The organism is Prochlorococcus sp. MIT 1341 (assembly GCF_034092415.1).
Lineage (GTDB): Bacteria > Cyanobacteriota > Cyanobacteriia > PCC-6307 > Cyanobiaceae > AG-363-P08.
Map to the genome: position 1 here is coordinate 1901886 of NZ_CP139304.1, position 16670 is coordinate 1918555.

A 16670-nucleotide genomic window follows, 5' to 3' on the forward strand; every position below is an offset into this window, starting at 1 on the left:
TATCGACTTCTTTAGGTTAACGTGTTAAGAATTGACCAGTTAAAGCTTCCGCTTGATCATCAGGAAGATTGCTTAAGAGACGCAATTGTTAAGCGCCTAGGGATTGGATTGAAACGCTTGATTAGCTATCGTTTAGTTAAAAAGAGTATTGATGCACGCAAGCAAGGGCAGATAAAACTTATCTATAGCGTGGATGTGGAGGTAAAGGGAGAATCCTTTTTATTAAAGCGCCATGCAGGTAATAATCTAATTAGGAAAGCTCAAGATTGGAGTTATCGACCAGTTGTTTCTGCGAGTGAAAATCTCTCCGCTGCAGATTCTTCTAGGCCTGTAGTAGTAGGAGCTGGACCATGTGGCTATTTTGCAGCACTTTTGCTGGCCCAAATGGGCTTTAGACCTTTATTGCTTGAGCGTGGAAAAGAGGTGAAAGATAGAACCTCTCAAGTTTTTGGTTTCTGGAAAGGGCAATGCTCTTTAGATCAAGAATCAAATGTTCAATTTGGCGAGGGCGGAGCGGGTACATTTTCTGATGGGAAGCTTTATAGCCAAATTACAGATCCAAAAAAATATAAAAGTAAGGTACTTGAAGAGCTTGTAAAAAGTGGGGCAAACAATGAAATTCTTACTCTCCATAGACCTCATATTGGAACCTTTAAACTTGCAACAGTTGTTCGAGGTTTACGAGAAAGAATTCTTGAGTTGGGGGGAGAGATACGGTTTCAGACTCGTGTAGATGATCTTTTGATGGAGAGGACTTCACTCTCTAAAAAATCCTCCAAACCATTTCAGATAGTTGGCTTAAGACTTCAAGATGGAGGTGTTATTTCTTCTCGTAATGTTGTTTTTGCAGTAGGTCACTCTGCTCGAGATAGTTTTCAGATGCTTGAGAAAAGAGGGGTTTCACTACAACCCAAGCTTTTCTCCGTTGGCTTTCGAATAGAACATCCTCAAAGTCTTATTAATAAAGCCCGTTGGGGGGAAATGGCTGGGCACTCAAAACTTGGTCATGCCGAATATAAGTTGGTTTATCACGCAACTAATGGCCGATCTGTATATAGCTTTTGTATGTGCCCTGGAGGTTTGGTCGTTGGGTCGACTTCCGAAAAAGATTGTGTTGTCTCAAATGGAATGAGTCAACATTCTAGAAATGAACGAAATGCAAATAGTGCTCTGGTGGTGAATCTTTGTGCTGATGACTTCAAACGATTCGAGCGTTGGGAAGGGGATCCTTTGGTTGGAATTGCTTTGCAGCGCGATCTTGAGAAAAATGCCTTTCTTTTAGGAGAAGGTAGATATTTTGCACCTGTTCAGCGTTTAGAGGATTTCTTATTAGGGCAGGCCTCTACGTCTTTGGGAAAAGTAAAGCCTTCATATTTACCTGGAATTAAGGTTTCTGATTTGAGTAGATCATTGCCTGAATCTTTGATTGAAGCCTTAAGGGAGTCGATACCTTTTTTTGCAGAACGTATTGATGGGTTTGACTACCCTGATGCTGTTCTCACCGGAATTGAGACTCGTACTTCGTCCCCTGTAAGGATCACAAGAGATGCAACTTTAGAATCATTAAACACTTTTGGATTGATCCCAGCTGGAGAAGGAGCTGGCTATGCAGGTGGAATAATGTCTGCGGCTATAGATGGAATCAGAGCAGCGGAATCTATTGCGTTGAAGATTGCTAAAGAAAAAAATTATTGATTGTTGGCTATACAACTCCACTGGGTCGCTTTGATTTGATCTCTTCTCCATGAATGAAAGAAATTCTTTTCTTTCATGGTGCATATTGGACAAATAATGATTTGACTTGCCTTTACTCCTTCCATGATTAGTTGTTCAGATGCTGCTAGACGAAGATCAATCAATACTTTTTCTGTTTTATTATTACCCATGAAGCTTTCTTTTGTATCCGAATATCTTACCCAATTTTCAGATTTTTTTAGTGGTTCAAATTTATCTCCTAGAGTCTTAGCAATGGCCTCATATATTTCAGTATTAACTTCATAATTATCTACGCTTATTGCCGGTCCCATTACTATTATCAACGTCTCAATTTTTGCCCCTATTGAAATCAATTTCCTAAGAGTCATTGAGGTTATTCTTAAAGTGAGACCGCGCCATCCCGCATGGCAAGCAGCAACTAGCCCACTTTCTGGATCTGCAAAAAATATCGGAATGCAATCCGCACTGTACAGCCAAAGGCTTTGCTTGCTCATATCACTAACAAGACCATCTGCGGTAGGGAGAGGATGTTGCTTTGCTTGAGAAGCATATAAAACATTTCCAGTATGCTTCTGTCTTAACATATGCACTGTTTTGTGATTAAACAAATATGATGATAACTCTTTAGGCTTTTTGTGGCTCCATTGCCGTGTGAAAAAGCCATGCCTAAAACCATGTTTTCTTAGAGCTTTTGCTTCAAGATAATAATTGCCTCCTAAATTAATCCAGGACCAATCTTTAATGTTTTTTGGTGCAAATTCATTTTTTTTACTTGCTTTTGTTGATAAAGATATTTGCATTTAAGTTTATTCGCTAATGAGTTTAGATTACATCTCTAAGCATCCAAAATCCATCAAAGAATTCTTTTTTCGGGTTACTTTGAACAGCAATAAATTGTAGGCCAGTTCCATTTTCTCTTGTGTTCTTTAAATCCTTTTCCGCCATAATGGCTGTTTGTTGATCAAGATCAGTAACTAGCCATCTATCATCTTGTCCGGCTTCCAGTAAGAGTTGGGTTCGTTCAACTACAAGTCTGACTGGTTCTAATCCCCCTAACCAGGCAGCTAGTGCTAGTGATCGTGATTTACTGAATAGCCTTAATCCTGGGATGGGAAGCTCTGCATTTAAAACATCACCCATGGGCAAAAGACCATTGAATTCCATTGGCCATTCTTTGGCTTCTTGAAGGATACCCATTGGAATTGAGGCCCAGCTCCATGCATCTCCCCTTACTGCTTCAGGCAATGGGATCGGTTGATTCAGTATTGGTACAGGGGGAGGAGCTAATGGTCCTGCCATGTATCCATCTTCATTGGGATATAGGTTTTTTTCCCTTTCGGATAGCCATTCAACAAGAGCATAAGTTCTCCTGCTGGAGATAATTTCTAGACCTAATTCTTCTGCGGCGCGTTTAACCATAGATTTCATTGATGTACGCCAGCACCTCAGTCTCAGAGGAGCTTCCCAGCCTTGCTTGTTTGCTTCCTCCAGGGCTTCTTTAAGAGCTTGCCCAAGCCATAGGGAATTGACCTCGTTTGCAGGGCAACGTTTTTCCCATTTAAATGGCTTTGAATTAGACAGATCTGGGGAGCTGATGATGAGTAGCTCCCATCGCTTTTTGCCATCGGATTCAATAATTGGACGGGAGTAAAAGTCCAGCTCCCAATCAGCTTGTTTAAGAGTACTCATTTGGATTGTTAGAAGGAGAGCTTATTCAGCAGCCTCTTCCTTATTTTTACTAAGAAGACTACGAGCCTTTTGGGCTCTTTCTTCAGCCTCAGATAATACTTTTTCTTTATCTAAAAGTATCTCGCCGGGCATGCTTTCAAGCAGGGCGGTATTAAGACCAATACGTCCACGTTTCAGATCTAGTTCAGTTATTAACGCTTTGAGTTTATCTCCATAGTCGAAAACTTCTCTAAGGGATCTTAAAGATCCACCAGTAATCATTGATTGGTGAAGCAGACCGCTTACACCACCTAGGTCTACAAAGAATCCATAGGGTTTTACTGCAACAATTTGTCCTTCTATGAGCTGACCGATTTCTAGCTCTCCTAGGCGAATAGCCAAAGCGGCTTTTTTTTCTGAAAGGACAAGCTTTCTGTTGTCAGGGTTTACTTCTAAGAATGTGACGACAAGATTTTTTCCAACCAGACTGTCATGATTGGCCCCATCAACAAGTTGTGAGCGTGGAATAAATCCTCTTAGTCCTTCCAGATCACAGGTGACTCCTCCACGGTTAAAGCCATTGACGATGACCTTGACAACCTTTGCCTCTTTTTCAAGTTCTCTTACCTTTTCCCAGCTTTTTCGTAGTGCAAGTGCTCTGCAGCTGATAGTCACCATCCCATCAGCATTCTGTTCTCTAGTAACTAGTACTTCTAGCTCAAGTCCTTTTGGGAACTTTTCTTTGAGATTAGTGATGACGCCCAAACTACATTCATTCTTTGGCATGAAACCTGGCGCTTTACCACCAATGTCTACATAAACGCCATCACTCTCTACACCGATAACGGCGCCTGTTGCAATTTCTCCAGTGAGCCCAACAGGTTCGTTTTGGTCAAGTGCGGCAAGGAAGGCCTCTTCGTCAAAATCGAAGTCATCAACACTTCTTGAAGGGAGATTTTCTAGAGAAAAAGATTGATCTTTTCTGTTCTGTGAGTGTGCTTTAGAGGGTGAAAAATTATTAACTGGTCCAAGTAAATCGGCCATAGTTAGGCCATCAACCCCCTCCGGATTATTAGGGTTGCTTCTACCTGTAGCATCATTCTGAATAGAGGTTTCAAGAGTGGTTTGTGACATCAGGGACTCTTCTTGGTCTGCTTTAGAAACCTCTTGTGCATGTTCTTCTTGCTCCTCACGCTTCCTGATATGCATAACCTGGGGAGGTTTGCGAGGAGGAGTTGCTTTTGTGGCCTTGGATTTAGGTCTGTTCGGCTGCAGACCCCCTGATTCGGTCATTGGGCCTTTTGTTCATCTTGCAACCAGTCTGACAGGCAAAGTGCTAAAAACAGGTTTGATTTGGTGAGTAGTATTTCTCGACGCTTTGAAGATTTTCACTGGACCGTTGTTTCTGATGAGGCAGGTCGTCAGGGTTCAACATTGGTTTGGCCCTTTGGGGCTTGTGAGCAGCATGGGCCTCAATTACCTTTGTCAACGGACACTGTGTTTGCCGAAAGTATTCTTTCTGATGTGCTACAGAGGCTCCCTGAGGATTGTCCGATTTGGAGACTTAATACACAGTCACTAGGTTTTTCTCCAGAACATCAATCTTTTCCAGGTACAATTTCTTTAAGTGGGGGTTTGCTTTTCCAACTTGTCCTAGAAGTTGGAAGTCAATTGGCGGAAATGGGCTTTCAACGACTGGTTTTATTTAATGCGCATGGGGGACAGATTGGTCTATTGCAAGCTGTAGCAAGACAGTTGAGAGTTCAAGCGCCAGCATTAGCTGTCCTTCCTTGCTTCCTTTGGCACGGGGTTGAATCTTTAGCGGATTTAATACCTCCAGAGGAAGAGGAAGGAGGGCTTCATGCTGGACTCGCTGAAACAAGTCTGATGCTTTCAATTGCGCCTGGCCTTGTTGGATCTCAGAGACCAGTTGATGGCATTTGTTCGTCTGAAAATAAAATGAAGATTTGTCCGCCACCGCCAGGTTGGAGTCTTGAGGGACCTGCTCCATCAGCGTGGTTAACAAGGGAGCTTAGTGATTCTGGTGTCTTGGGTGATAGTCGCAAGGCAGGAACAGGATTAGGGGAGGAAATTAAGAAGGCTTTGGTTGAGCATTGGGTCAACCTTTTTACAAGTTTGATGTGTAGCGATTGGCCTCTGGTCAGATCCTGAAAAGTTGAACATCTGAAACTCTGCAACCAATTAACAACCTTTTTTGCACATACATGGTTACAGTCCCCCATATTGAGTGTCAAAAGAAATCCATGCAGACAATTGCATCTCCTTCCTCAGCTGTTATTGATGCCCCGAATGAAGAGTCTTCAGGGTTAATTCCTGACTTCACTTCAGATGCTTATAAGGATGCTTATAGCAGGATCAATGCGATCGTCATTGAAGGCGAGCAGGAGGCTCACGATAATTACATTTACCTTGGGGAGCTTTTAGCTGATCAGAAGGAAGATCTAACTAAGCTCGCAAGGATGGAATTGCGCCATATGAAGGGTTTCACAGCTTGTGGAAAGAATCTTGGAGTTGAAGCTGATATGACTTTCGCTAAAGAGTTTTTTAAGCCGTTACATGAAAACTTTCAAACTGCTTTTAAGGAAGGAAAGGTTGCGACTTGTCTTCTTATTCAGGCAATCCTTATTGAGGCCTTTGCTATCTCCGCATATCACATTTATATTCCCGTTTCTGATCCTTTCGCCAAAAAAATTACTCAAGGGGTAGTCCAGGACGAGTATTTACATCTGAATTATGGTCAAGAGTGGCTCAAAGCCCATTACGAGGAATCAAAGGAAGAGTTGATTCAGGCCAACAAGGTAAATCTTCCTATTGTTAAGGCCATGCTTGATGAGGTTGCTGAGGATGCTTCAGTACTCCACATGGATAAAGAAGATTTGATTGAAGATTTTCTTATTGCTTATCAGGAGGCTTTAACTCATATAGGCTTTAACACTCGTGAGATGGCTCGTATGGCAGCCGCAGCTTTGGTTTTTTGAGCCAGAGCATAATTTTCTTAGGTTGTTGAAAAATGATTTTCGGCAAATTTTCAACATATAATTTTCTTAGAAGGATCATCGTGACTTAATCTCCGTGTCTGGACAAATAAATCATTGGCTCCGATTTAGGAACCCTTTCTTTTATAAATGTTTGGTCTTATCGGACACTCAACTAGTTTTGAAGATGCGAGGCGTAAGGCTCATGACCTTGGCTATGACCATATAGCTAAGGGTGACTTGGATGTTTGGTGTAGTGCACCACCACAACTTGTAGAGCATGTTGAGGTTGAAAGTGCAGTTGGGAAGAAAATTACGGGAGCTTACATAGATTCTTGTTTTGTACCTGAAATGTTGAGCAGGTTTAAGACAGCACGTCGCAAAGTCTTAAACGCAATGGAATTAGCTCAAAAGAAAGGGATTGATATCTCAGCTTTAGGAGGATTTACTTCGATTATTTTTGAGAATTTTAATTTGCTTCAACATCAGCATGTTCGGAGCACAATGCTTGATTGGAAGAGATTTACAACTGGCAATACACATACCGCATGGGTGATATGTAGGCAGCTAGAAATCAATGGACCTCTTTTGGGTATTGATCTCGCTAATGCAAGAGTGGCTGTTGTTGGAGCTACAGGAGATATCGGAAGCGCAGTCTGCAGGTGGCTTGCTAATCGAACAGGAGTGAAAGAACTCTCCTTAGTCGCTAGGCAGAAGGAACCTTTGATGAAGTTACGATCTGAACTTCATGGTGGTGAAATTGAATCTTTAGAAGAGGCTTTACCAAAGGCTGATGCTGTTGTTTGGGTAGCAAGTTTGCCAAAAACTCTTGAAATTGATTCTAAGAGTCTCAAAAGTCCTTGCTTGATGATTGATGGAGGTTACCCAAAGAATTTGGGAGTCAAGTTTTCTGGTTCAGGGGTACATATTTTAAATGGGGGGATAGTGGAATTTTTTAAGGACATTGGGTGGAGCATGATGGAATTGGCCGAGATGGATAAACCTCAAAGGCAAATGTTTGCTTGTTTTGCAGAAGCAATGCTTTTGGAGTTTGAGGATTGCTACACAAACTTCAGTTGGGGCAGAAATAACATCACTTTGGAAAAAATGGATTTCATAGGGGAAGCTTCTGTTAAACATGGCTTCTCTACACTCAATTTGAAAGAGCATTACCAGGCAGCCATTGCCTGATAAAAACCTCCTTTATTTCTGTTATGGCTAGTCGACACCTTCTTGAATTCGAGAAACCTCTTGTAGAACTTGAGAAGCAGATTGAACAAATTAGACAGCTTGCACGTGATTCTGAGGTAGATGTCAGCCAACAACTTCTTCAGTTAGAGACTTTGGCTGCGCGAAGAAGAGAGGAGATTTTTCAGGCTTTAACTCCTGCTCAGAAGATTCAGGTGGCAAGACATCCACATCGGCCTAGCACATTGGATTTTATACAGATGTTTTGTGATGATTGGTTGGAGTTGCATGGAGATAGAAGAGGTAGTGATGACAAAGCTCTTGTCGGAGGGATAGGAAGGATTGGAGAAAGAGCTGTCTTATTGATTGGCCATCAAAAAGGTAGAGATACTAAGGAAAATGTTGCCAGGAATTTTGGAATGGCAACACCCGGTGGTTATCGAAAAGCTTTACGTTTGATGGAACATGCGGATAGATTTAATCTTCCAATCCTTAGCTTTATTGATACTCCAGGAGCCTATGCAGGGCTTTTAGCAGAGGAGCAGGGGCAAGGTGAAGCTATTGCAGTAAACCTCAGGGAGATGTTTAGACTTCGTGTCCCAATTATTGCAACTGTGATTGGCGAGGGGGGGTCTGGAGGTGCCTTAGGAATAGGGGTGGCAGATCGATTGATTATGTTCGATCACAGTGTTTACACAGTCGCAAGCCCTGAAGCATGTGCCTCTATTTTGTGGAGAGATGCAGCCAAGGCTTCTGAAGCAGCTTTAGCTCTAAAGATCACTGCTCAAGATTTAAGGAAGCTAGAGGTTGTTGATGAGGTTATTTCTGAGCCGGCAGGAGGTAATCATTGGGCGCCTCTTGAAGCTGGCGAGGCTCTAAGGACCTCCATAGAGAAGCATCTTGATGAATTATTGGCGATGTCGACTGAGAAGTTACGCCAGGCTAGATATAGAAAGTTTCGAGCAATGGGAAAGGTTCTTGAAGCTAGTGCTCCAGAAAGTGGGCTGATTCCCTAGAGTTTCAACTTTGCACCCTTAAAGTGCCCACTGCACTAATTACAGGAGCCTCAAGAGGCATTGGTAAAGAAGCTGCAAAACTGTTTTCAGCCTCTGGCTGGGATTTGTTATTAGTTTCTAGAGATGAACTTGCGTTAAGGGCCTTATCTGAAGAATTAACAAATTCTGGTAATAAGGTTTTCTATCAAGCAATTGATTTTTCTAAACCTGATGAAATTTATTCAGGTATGGATTTACTTCTTCAGCAAGGCCTTTGTCCTTCCGTTCTTATTAATAACGCGGGAGTTGCATGGACCGGAGATTTACTGAAAATGTCACTTGAAAGTTGGCAATGGCTTTTTCAGATGAATTTGACAAGTGTTTTCCAGGTATGTGCGGTAGTGATCCCTTACATGCGCGAGAGAGGCGGGTTAGTGATCAATGTAAGTAGTCATGCATCTCGCAATGCTTTCCCGCAATGGGGGGCCTACTGCACTAGCAAGGCTGCTCTTGATAGTTTTACTCGGTGTTTAGCGGTAGAGGAAAGTCAGAATTCAATTAGGGCTTGTACTCTCACCTTAGGCGCTGTAAATACAACCCTTTGGGATACAGACACTGTACAAAGTGACTTTGATAGGAATGCAATGCTTCCAGTTGAGAAGGCTGCAGAGGCTCTTTATTATTTAGCTCAGCAGCCTTCTTCCCAAATTGTAGAGGACATAACTTTGATGCCCTCTACAGGTGCTTTTTAAAATGTCAGATCTTTTTCCAGGCCCCGCACAGCTGCTAATAAATCTTTTACTTTTCCTAAATCTTTCTTACCTGTGGAGCTCTCCAGGCGGCTTGATGCATCTATTCCAGAAGGTCTGACTTCGGCAAGTAGTTCAGGGATGAACTCTGCAGATATCCCTCCAGCGAGCCACCATGGGAGCGGTATTTGATTTTGCTTTAGCCATTCAAGGGGTAGGCGCTTTCCTGTTCCTCCTAATTGGATAGGGTCCCAAGCATCGAGTAGAACTGCATCAACATTCTTGGAGTAGGTTTCGGCTAGAGCCAAGTCTTTTTGGGATTTGATCTTAAGAGCTTTCCACCACTCAACTTTAGGAAACTTTTCGCGAAGTCTCTTGCATTCTTTTGGGGTCTCGTCCCCATGAAGTTGAATAACTGAAGGAGTTCCTTCTCCTTGGAGACTTTTGCAAATGCTTGAGTCTTCTAAATTTGCTATAACCCATACTCTTTGGACTTGAGGATTGTTTTTTTTGACAGCAGAGAATATTTCTCTTCTTACTTTTTCAATTACAAATCTTTTCGAGCTTGAAACCCCAATTACACCAATGGCATTAACTCCTGTCTGTGCAATTTCAGTAGCCTGAATTGGGTTAGTGACGCCACAGACTTTTACTGCGATCGATGTAGGAGCTCCCATAATTTAAAGCGAGTAATTAGCAGATTTTCTAGGATCTGATAGTAAAGGGCTTTTTCAAAGGCCTGATGGAGGACTTGGTGAAAGAAGGTTGGGAGTTGATGCGGCTTAAGGGGATCCCACTGAGGGTCCACCCTAGTTGGTTTGTGATTTTGTTCCTTTTTACTTGGACTTCCCAAGGACAAGTGGTTCGAGTGTCTCAGACCCAGCTTGCCCCATGGACAAGCTGGGGATTAGGGCTGATTACTGCTTTATTGTTGTTCTTGTCAGTATTACTTCATGAGCTTGGGCATTCTTTTGTAGCGATAAATGAGGGGATAAAAGTTAAAAGCATTACTCTTTTTCTGTTGGGTGGTGTGGCTAGAGTTGAGAAAGAGTGTGCCACTCCCATGGCGGCTCTGAGAGTCGCCGCGGCAGGACCAATAGTAAGTTTTTTACTTGCCATTGCACTTTTGACTCCTGTTAGCTCAGTCTCTAATTGGAGCCCATTATTTGGAAACTTATTAGGTCAAATTGGTTCCCTGAATCTTGTTTTAGGTCTTTTTAATCTTCTTCCTGGTTTACCCTTGGATGGGGGGTTGATTCTTAAAGCTTTGGTATGGAAGTGGACTGGGAGTCAGCGTAAAGGAATTCAAGTGGCCACAAATACTGGGCGTTTTCTAGCAATATTTGCAATTGTTTTAGGACTCTGGGTTTCTTTACAAGGTCGTGGGATAGGAGGACTCTGGTTGATCATGTTGGGGTGGTTCGGTCTTTCAGCATCGCGATCACAGAGTCAAATGTTGGTTTTACAAGAGATTCTTTGTGAGTTAACAGTTAGTGATGCTCGTAGTAGACGTTTCAGGGTTCTAGAAGAAGATCAACCCCTTCGTCGGCTGAGTGAATTACGTTTATCCAAAAACTCAGAAGATTCCTCCCCGGAGTGGATTTTGCTTTGTAGATCTGGTAGATGGGTTGGTTATCTTACGGATAACGTTTTGAAGGATATCCCTGTTCAGAATTGGGATAAGTATACTCTTGGCGATCATCAAAGCCCTCTTACTGATCTCCCTTCAGTAGGTGAAAAAATACCTCTTTGGCAAGCTGTTAACTACTTAGAGAAGTCTGATGAAGGAAGGCTTCTGGTTTTTAGTTCTGCTGGACTCCCTTGTGGCACTTTAGATAGGGTTGATCTTGGACAAGCTGTATTAAAAAAGCTAGGTATTGATTTACCAGGGAAACTATTGAGTGCAGCAAGAGCTCATAATACATATCCTTTAGGTATGTCTTTAAATAAAATTGTGGAAGCAATGTTTTCTTCTGGGAGCATTGAAAAACCTGACTAGCTAATCTCAATTACATAATCATTTGATTTCTTCAAGGCTTCATTTCTTTCACTTTGAGAAATCATAATTTTCTCTGTTTTCACATTTGGCCAGCCTGATATCCAGACTTTTTCAAGAACTCCTCCTAAACCATTCCTTGGGATTGTTTTTGGGGCTTTTTCAGGGGGTGGCTCACCAAAAACATCCCACCAGAGTTGAGATGGAGGGTCAATAATTATTTCTCCATGCTGAAGAAGGTTCCCGAATTTCCATAGTTGTGCACTGCCAACGCGTTTATAACCTTTCTCATCAATCAAATCGGCTATGGTTGATCTTGAAAAGCAATTTGTGTTTTCTGGAACGGCAATTTCTTCACCGAGTTTTAGAGACATTCCAAGCTTGCTAAACCCTTCTATTAACCATTGGCATGCAATTTTGTATGCCAATTTACGTTTCTTTGGTGCTCCTGGCCATATCAAGGAATATGTCAAGCCTCCGGAATGCAACACTGCTCCCCCCCCACTTGGCCTCCTTACTATTTTGAGCTTGCCTTCACGTACAAGATTGGCCCAATTTCTTGGGAATTGCTTTTGGTTTCGTCCTATTGAGAGCCATGAATCGCTCCAGGAGTAGAAGCGTAACTTGGGAAAAGGCAACGTCTCTTTTAACGATTTTTCAAGAAAAAGGACATCCAGTGCCATTTGTTCTGGCCCAGGTAGGCAAATAGGCTTTATTAACCCACAAGTTTGAAAATCTTTAGTTGTGTAGCGATTGCTGAAAAGCATTGTTGAGACTGCTTAGTAGTTCATTTGGCTTGTATTTTTAAAAGATTTTAGGACCTTCAAAATGGTTCAATTTTTTTTGAATAGTTTTTGATTGGGGGGGGGATAGCTTTGTTTTTGTTGTGTTTTTTTGAAGAAGGTGTGACAGGCTTTTGCAGATAGTGGATTTTCTTGCCTGTTTAAGTGGAGAATAGGTGAAACGTAAATGCTTCCTTTACCAATGGACTCAAGTATTGACTTAGCTGGCCTTTGTCTTGTTGTTGTTGCTCATGCCGGCATTCTTGCCTTGCGTCTAGGAATAACACTGGCGCGTACCTGATAGAAGGGCCTAAGGGCCTAAGGGCCTTGGCAGATGAGTTGGTCTGCGATAAAAGCAGATTAATTGATTTATAACTTTGACTGCTTCCCTGGCTAGACCCAGGACTAGGCATCCAAGACGAACACCAGTTCAGACCAAGATGTCTAGCTCTTCAAACAGGCGTTTGAAGAGGGTTGATGCTGCAACTTTGGCCTCAAGGCTGCAGCTTAGGGAGCAGCGAAAAGAGTTGATTTATAGCTTTTTAGCTCTCTCAATGAAGGTTGGGCTACTTGCTCTGTTTTCTGTGAGTTTGGTAAAGCTATGTTTTGCTTACCATCAACGTCTTGACCGTCATGGTGAGATCTCAACGATTTTGAATGATGAATCACAAAGGCTAGAGACCTTTCAGATGCGCTTTGACCGTTTATTCACGATAGGGGGTACTCGTAGATTTATGGATGATCAAGATCAATGGATTGAGCAGGATCGTTTGAGGATTCTATGGAAATGAGACAACTTTTTAAATTCATAACGGTGAGCAAAATTTGTAGATCACTATCAGCCTTTTGTTTCTAGTGTTTTTAAATGGCTTCTTCTCAAGCGGCACCAGGCACTGTTCTTATCACCGGCACAACTTCTGGTGTTGGATTGTATGCGACTAAGGCACTGGTTGATCTTGGTTGGCGGGTAATTACGGCCAATAGGAATTCATTACGTGCCGAAGCGGCTGCGATCAAACTAGGACTTCCCTCCGGGCGTCCAAGTCAGCTTCAGCATTTGCAAATGGATTTAAGTGATCTCGATAGCGTTAGAGAAGGAACAAAGAAACTTTTAAATGCTCTTGAGAAGCCTTTGGATGCATTGGTTTGTAATGCTGCTGTTTATTTGCCAAGATTGAGAGCCCCTCGTCGATCGGCTCAGGGTTATGAGATTTCCATGGCGACAAATCATTTCGGACACTTTTTATTAATTCATCTTTTGCTTGATAATCTTAGGGATTCTGCAAGGCCTGTTTGGAAAGGCGCTTCTTGGGGAGAGGAGGGGGCAAGAGTCGTAATCCTAGGAACTGTTACAGCTAACTACAAAGAACTGGGAGGCAAGATCCCTATACCAGCCCCTGCTGATTTAGGAAGTCTTGATGGCTTTCAGCAGGGGTTTCGTTCACCAATCAGCATGGCAAGTGGTAAGCGCTTTAAGCCTGGAAAGGCTTATAAGGATAGTAAGCTTTGCAATATGATTACTACACAAGAGTTGCATCGACGGTATAAAGATTCTCCGATTTTATTCAGTTCTCTTTACCCAGGTTGTGTAGCTAATACAAAACTATTTAGAAATACTCCAAGAATTTTTCAGATTCTTTTTCCTTGGTTTCAGAAATTAATAACTGGGGGTTTTGTTAGTCAGTCTTTAGCAGGAAAGAGAGTTGCACAGGTGGTAGCTGATCCAGATTTTGCTCTTTCAGGGGTTCATTGGAGTTGGGGGAATCGTCAAAGAAAAAACGGAAGACAGTTCTCTCAGGAATTGTCTAATAGAGTTACTGATCCGCTTACAGCAAGCAAGGTATGGGACTTTTCAATGAAGTTGGTTGGATTAGCCTGACCTGTACTTAAATTTTTTAGTCAAATCCAAGTAAATCAAATATTTCTCTATCTTTTAAAGGCTCAGCATCTAGAGGTTCTACGCTCTCACTAAGTTTTTTGGCTAGAGATAGATATTCTTCCTGCACTTCTCGGACGCCTTCTTCGTTCGAGTCCATCTCGAAAATGGTGCACTTCTTAAGTCTCGAACGACGAATTGCATCTACATTACGAAAATGGGCCATGGTTTTTAGGCCTGTCTTTTCATTAAACTTTTCTATTTGATCTAATTCTGCAGAGCGGTTTGCAATTACTCCCCCAAGACGAACTTTGTAGTTTTTAGCCTTTGCATTGATTGCTGCAACTATTCGATTCATCGCAAAAATTGAGTCAAAGTCATTGGCGGTAACTATGAGGCAATAATTTGCATGTTGTAAGGGAGCAGCGAAGCCACCGCAAACGACATCACCTAGTACATCAAATATGACTACATCAGTATCTTCAAGCAAGTGATGTTCTTTTAGTAACTTGACGGTTTGTCCCGTAACGTAACCTCCGCAACCCGTCCCTGCAGGTGGACCACCACTTTCTACACACATCACCCCGTTGAACCCTTGGAACATGAAGTCTTCAGGGCGTAATTCCTCACTGTGGAAATCGACTTCCTCAAGGATGTCGATGACCGTAGGAACCATCTTGTGAGTAAGGGTGAATGTACTGTCGTGCTTAGGGTCACAACCAATTTGGAGAACCTTTTTCCCTAGCTTGGAAAAAGCAGCAGAAAGATTGGAGGATGTAGTTGACTTTCCTATCCCCCCCTTTCCATAAACAGCAATTACAAGAGCTCCTTCTTCTATATGAACTGAAGGGTCCTGGTGCACCTGAACGCTTCCTTGGCCATCAGAAGGACGATTAAGGGTTGTTGTCATTAACAGACCTTAGACATATCTACAGATACATACAAATTAAGAGCTTAAAAGTGTGGTTGGAGATTGTTACTGTTTTTCTAAATAATATTTTTCATTATGCGTTCCTTTGGACATAAACTTTTCGCAGTTTTTAAATAGATAGGTCTATTTACTCAGGACCGCTCTTTGTCTGGTGTATAAAATGGGATCCCTGTTTTTAGGCCTTGAAATGGGCTTTTGCGTCGAGGAGTGTTTCGCTATCAATCTTTCTGCACCCAGCTTGTCGAGCATATTTTTCTGTATTTTTTCTAACCTTTCCACGAACAAAGAAAGGAATTTTTGCTAGTTCTTCTTTTCCTTCAGGTGTCCAAACCGGAGAATTAACCTCTTCTGAGAGAGCAAAATCGACTTCAGCTTGAGGTCCTTTTGCAACTGAGATGTCCTCTATGGGTTTCGCCCCTCCTAGATGACCTAAATGACTTTGATGCCCATCAGTGAATTCGAAATCATGCTTAAACATCCCAATTAAATGTTCTTCAAGACCCATCATTAGGGGGTGAACCCAGTCGTCGAAAATGACATTGGCTCCTTCCCAGCCCATTTGGGGGCTATATCTTGCAGGAACATCCTGAACATGCATAGGAGTGCTTATTACTGCACATGGAATACCTAGTCGTTTAGCGCTATGTCTTTCCATTTGTGTCCCTAGAACCAGCTCTGGGGCAGCTTCGGCCATAGCGGCTTCAACTTCAAGATAGTCATTGCTAATAAGGGCTTTTAGTCCTAGTGCTTCGGCTGCCTTGCGAACTGGTCTTGCCATTTCTCGGCTATATGTTCCGAGGCCAACAACCTCAAAACCCAGCTCTTGCTTAGCAATTCTTGCGGCAGCTATAGCATGCGTTCCATCGCCGAAGATAAATACTCTTTTCCCAGTGAGATAGTTTGAGTCAACTGATTGTGAATACCAAGTCAGCCTTGATTCATTGTTATCTTCGTTAGTTGTATGAGGCATATCAAGCAAGGTCTGTATTTCTTTTAAAAAGTCTTTTGTAGCACCAACACCTATTGGAACTGTGCGACTAAAGGGCATCCCAAAGTTTCTTTCTAGCCAAACGCAGGTTGATTCAGCGATTTCTGGATATAGACATACGTTGATGTCTGATTTTGGAATTCTTAGAAGATCAGCAGTATTTGCTCCTAGTGGTGCAATTACATTCACATCTATGTCATGTTCGAGTAATAATTTTTTAATTTCAAGAATGTCATCCCTACATCGAAAGCCAAGCAAAGATGGGCCTAAAAGATTAACTTTTGGTTTCCTTGCTTCTCTTTTCCATTTTGTTGGGTCATGAGAGTTATTTTCTGGAGTGTGTTCTTTAAGAAGCCCTCTAATTAGCTGATAAAAGGTTTCAGCTGCACCCCAATTTTCTTTTTTGCTATAGGCCGGTAGTTCTAAATTGATAATTGGGAGTCCAAGCCCCATTCGACAAGCAAGTGAGCCAGGTTGATCCTGGATTAGTTCCGCAGTGCAGCTTTCTCCTACTAGAAGTGCTTCAGGTTTAAATCTTTCGACGGCTTCGCGAATGTGCCCTTTAACTAGCTCAGCTGTATCTCCACCGAGGTCTCTTGCTTGAAAGGTTGTATAGGTGACAGGTGGTCTTTTCCCTCGCCTTTCGATCATTGTGAACAATAAATCTGCATATGTATCTCCCTGAGGGGCATGCAATACATAGTGAACACCTTCCATTGAGGAGGCGATTCGCATGGCTCCTACATGCGGAGGTCCTTCGTATGTCCAGAGAGTTAGTTCCATGA

At 42.3% G+C, this 16670-nt stretch carries 17 protein-coding genes; 10 read left to right on the plus strand and 7 right to left on the minus strand.

Annotation, left to right across the window (positions count from 1 at the left end):
• The first annotated feature begins 21 nt into the window (after positions 1-21).
• Complete coding sequence (locus SOI84_RS09800) at positions 22-1695, plus strand: NAD(P)/FAD-dependent oxidoreductase (protein ID WP_320674332.1); 1674 nt, start codon at positions 22-24, stop codon at positions 1693-1695.
• Here SOI84_RS09800 and pgeF read toward each other — a convergent pair.
• The 3 genes from pgeF to SOI84_RS09815 are packed head-to-tail and all read right to left on the minus strand — an operon-like array spanning position 1689 to position 4677.
• The gene (gene pgeF / locus SOI84_RS09805; protein ID WP_320674333.1) at positions 1689-2516 is read right to left on the minus strand and encodes a peptidoglycan editing factor PgeF; all 828 of its coding nucleotides are present in this window, start codon (positions 2514-2516) and stop codon (positions 1689-1691) included. The two genes, SOI84_RS09800 and pgeF, sit on opposite strands and share 7 nt — an antisense overlap.
• Positions 2517-2538: 22 nt before the next feature.
• Positions 2539-3405: a Tab2/Atab2 family RNA-binding protein gene (locus SOI84_RS09810; protein WP_320674334.1), complete on the minus strand. Its 867-nt coding sequence runs from the start codon at positions 3403-3405 to the stop codon at positions 2539-2541.
• Between the two features lie 21 nt (positions 3406-3426).
• The gene (locus SOI84_RS09815; RefSeq protein ID WP_320674335.1) at positions 3427-4677 is read right to left on the minus strand and encodes a S1 RNA-binding domain-containing protein; all 1251 of its coding nucleotides are present in this window, start codon (positions 4675-4677) and stop codon (positions 3427-3429) included.
• A gap of 63 nt (positions 4678-4740) precedes the next feature.
• On the opposite strand from SOI84_RS09815, the gene SOI84_RS09820 reads away from it, so the two are divergent.
• From SOI84_RS09820 to SOI84_RS09840, 5 genes are all read left to right on the plus strand, one after another.
• Positions 4741-5556: a creatininase family protein gene (locus SOI84_RS09820; RefSeq protein WP_414153596.1), complete on the plus strand. Its 816-nt coding sequence runs from the start codon at positions 4741-4743 to the stop codon at positions 5554-5556.
• Between the two features lie 92 nt (positions 5557-5648).
• Positions 5649-6383, plus strand: coding sequence for an aldehyde oxygenase (deformylating) (locus tag SOI84_RS09825; RefSeq protein WP_320674336.1), 735 nt, complete (start codon positions 5649-5651; stop codon positions 6381-6383).
• Positions 6384-6530: 147 nt separating this feature from the next.
• Positions 6531-7571, plus strand: a complete 1041-nt coding sequence (locus SOI84_RS09830; protein WP_320674337.1) for a long-chain acyl-[acyl-carrier-protein] reductase — start codon at positions 6531-6533, stop codon at positions 7569-7571.
• 23 nt (positions 7572-7594) lie between these two features.
• Positions 7595-8584, plus strand: coding sequence for an acetyl-CoA carboxylase carboxyltransferase subunit alpha (locus SOI84_RS09835; RefSeq protein WP_320674338.1), 990 nt, complete (start codon positions 7595-7597; stop codon positions 8582-8584).
• 23 nt (positions 8585-8607) lie between these two features.
• A complete protein-coding gene (locus SOI84_RS09840) occupies positions 8608-9315 on the plus strand; it encodes an SDR family oxidoreductase (protein WP_320674339.1) in 708 nt (235 codons plus the stop codon).
• Here the strand turns inward: SOI84_RS09840 and SOI84_RS09845 are convergent.
• Positions 9312-9989 (minus strand): phosphoribosylanthranilate isomerase, encoded by a 678-nt coding sequence (locus SOI84_RS09845; RefSeq protein ID WP_320674340.1) that lies wholly within the window; start codon positions 9987-9989, stop codon positions 9312-9314. The two genes, SOI84_RS09840 and SOI84_RS09845, sit on opposite strands and share 4 nt — an antisense overlap.
• Positions 9990-10066: 77 nt before the next feature.
• On the opposite strand from SOI84_RS09845, the gene SOI84_RS09850 reads away from it, so the two are divergent.
• Positions 10067-11311, plus strand: a complete 1245-nt coding sequence (locus tag SOI84_RS09850; RefSeq protein WP_320675464.1) for a site-2 protease family protein — start codon at positions 10067-10069, stop codon at positions 11309-11311.
• Here SOI84_RS09850 and SOI84_RS09855 read toward each other — a convergent pair.
• Positions 11308-12075: a lipoate--protein ligase family protein gene (locus tag SOI84_RS09855; RefSeq protein ID WP_320674341.1), complete on the minus strand. Its 768-nt coding sequence runs from the start codon at positions 12073-12075 to the stop codon at positions 11308-11310. The genes SOI84_RS09850 and SOI84_RS09855 overlap by 4 nt on opposite strands.
• 202 nt (positions 12076-12277) lie before the next feature.
• Here SOI84_RS09855 and psaM point away from each other — a divergent pair, with 202 nt between their 5' ends.
• From psaM to SOI84_RS09870, 3 genes are all read left to right on the plus strand, one after another.
• On the plus strand, positions 12278-12391 hold the full coding sequence (psaM, locus tag SOI84_RS09860) for a photosystem I reaction center subunit XII (RefSeq protein ID WP_320674342.1): 114 nt from the start codon (positions 12278-12280) through the stop codon (positions 12389-12391).
• Positions 12392-12530: 139 nt separating this feature from the next.
• A complete protein-coding gene (locus SOI84_RS09865; protein WP_320674343.1) occupies positions 12531-12881 on the plus strand; it encodes a hypothetical protein in 351 nt (116 codons plus the stop codon).
• Positions 12882-12955: 74 nt separating this feature from the next.
• Entirely contained in the window at positions 12956-13969 is a 1014-nt protein-coding gene (locus SOI84_RS09870) for a protochlorophyllide reductase (protein ID WP_320674344.1), read from the plus strand.
• 16 nt (positions 13970-13985) lie between these two features.
• On the opposite strand, the gene bchL is transcribed toward SOI84_RS09870, so the two are convergent.
• Both bchL and SOI84_RS09880 read right to left on the minus strand, forming a co-directional pair.
• Positions 13986-14876: a ferredoxin:protochlorophyllide reductase (ATP-dependent) iron-sulfur ATP-binding protein gene (gene bchL, locus SOI84_RS09875; protein WP_320674345.1), complete on the minus strand. Its 891-nt coding sequence runs from the start codon at positions 14874-14876 to the stop codon at positions 13986-13988.
• A 196-nt stretch (positions 14877-15072) separates the two neighbouring features.
• Positions 15073-16668, minus strand: a complete 1596-nt coding sequence (locus SOI84_RS09880) for a ferredoxin:protochlorophyllide reductase (ATP-dependent) subunit B (protein WP_320674346.1) — start codon at positions 16666-16668, stop codon at positions 15073-15075.
• Between the last annotated feature and the right edge of the window lie 2 nt (positions 16669-16670).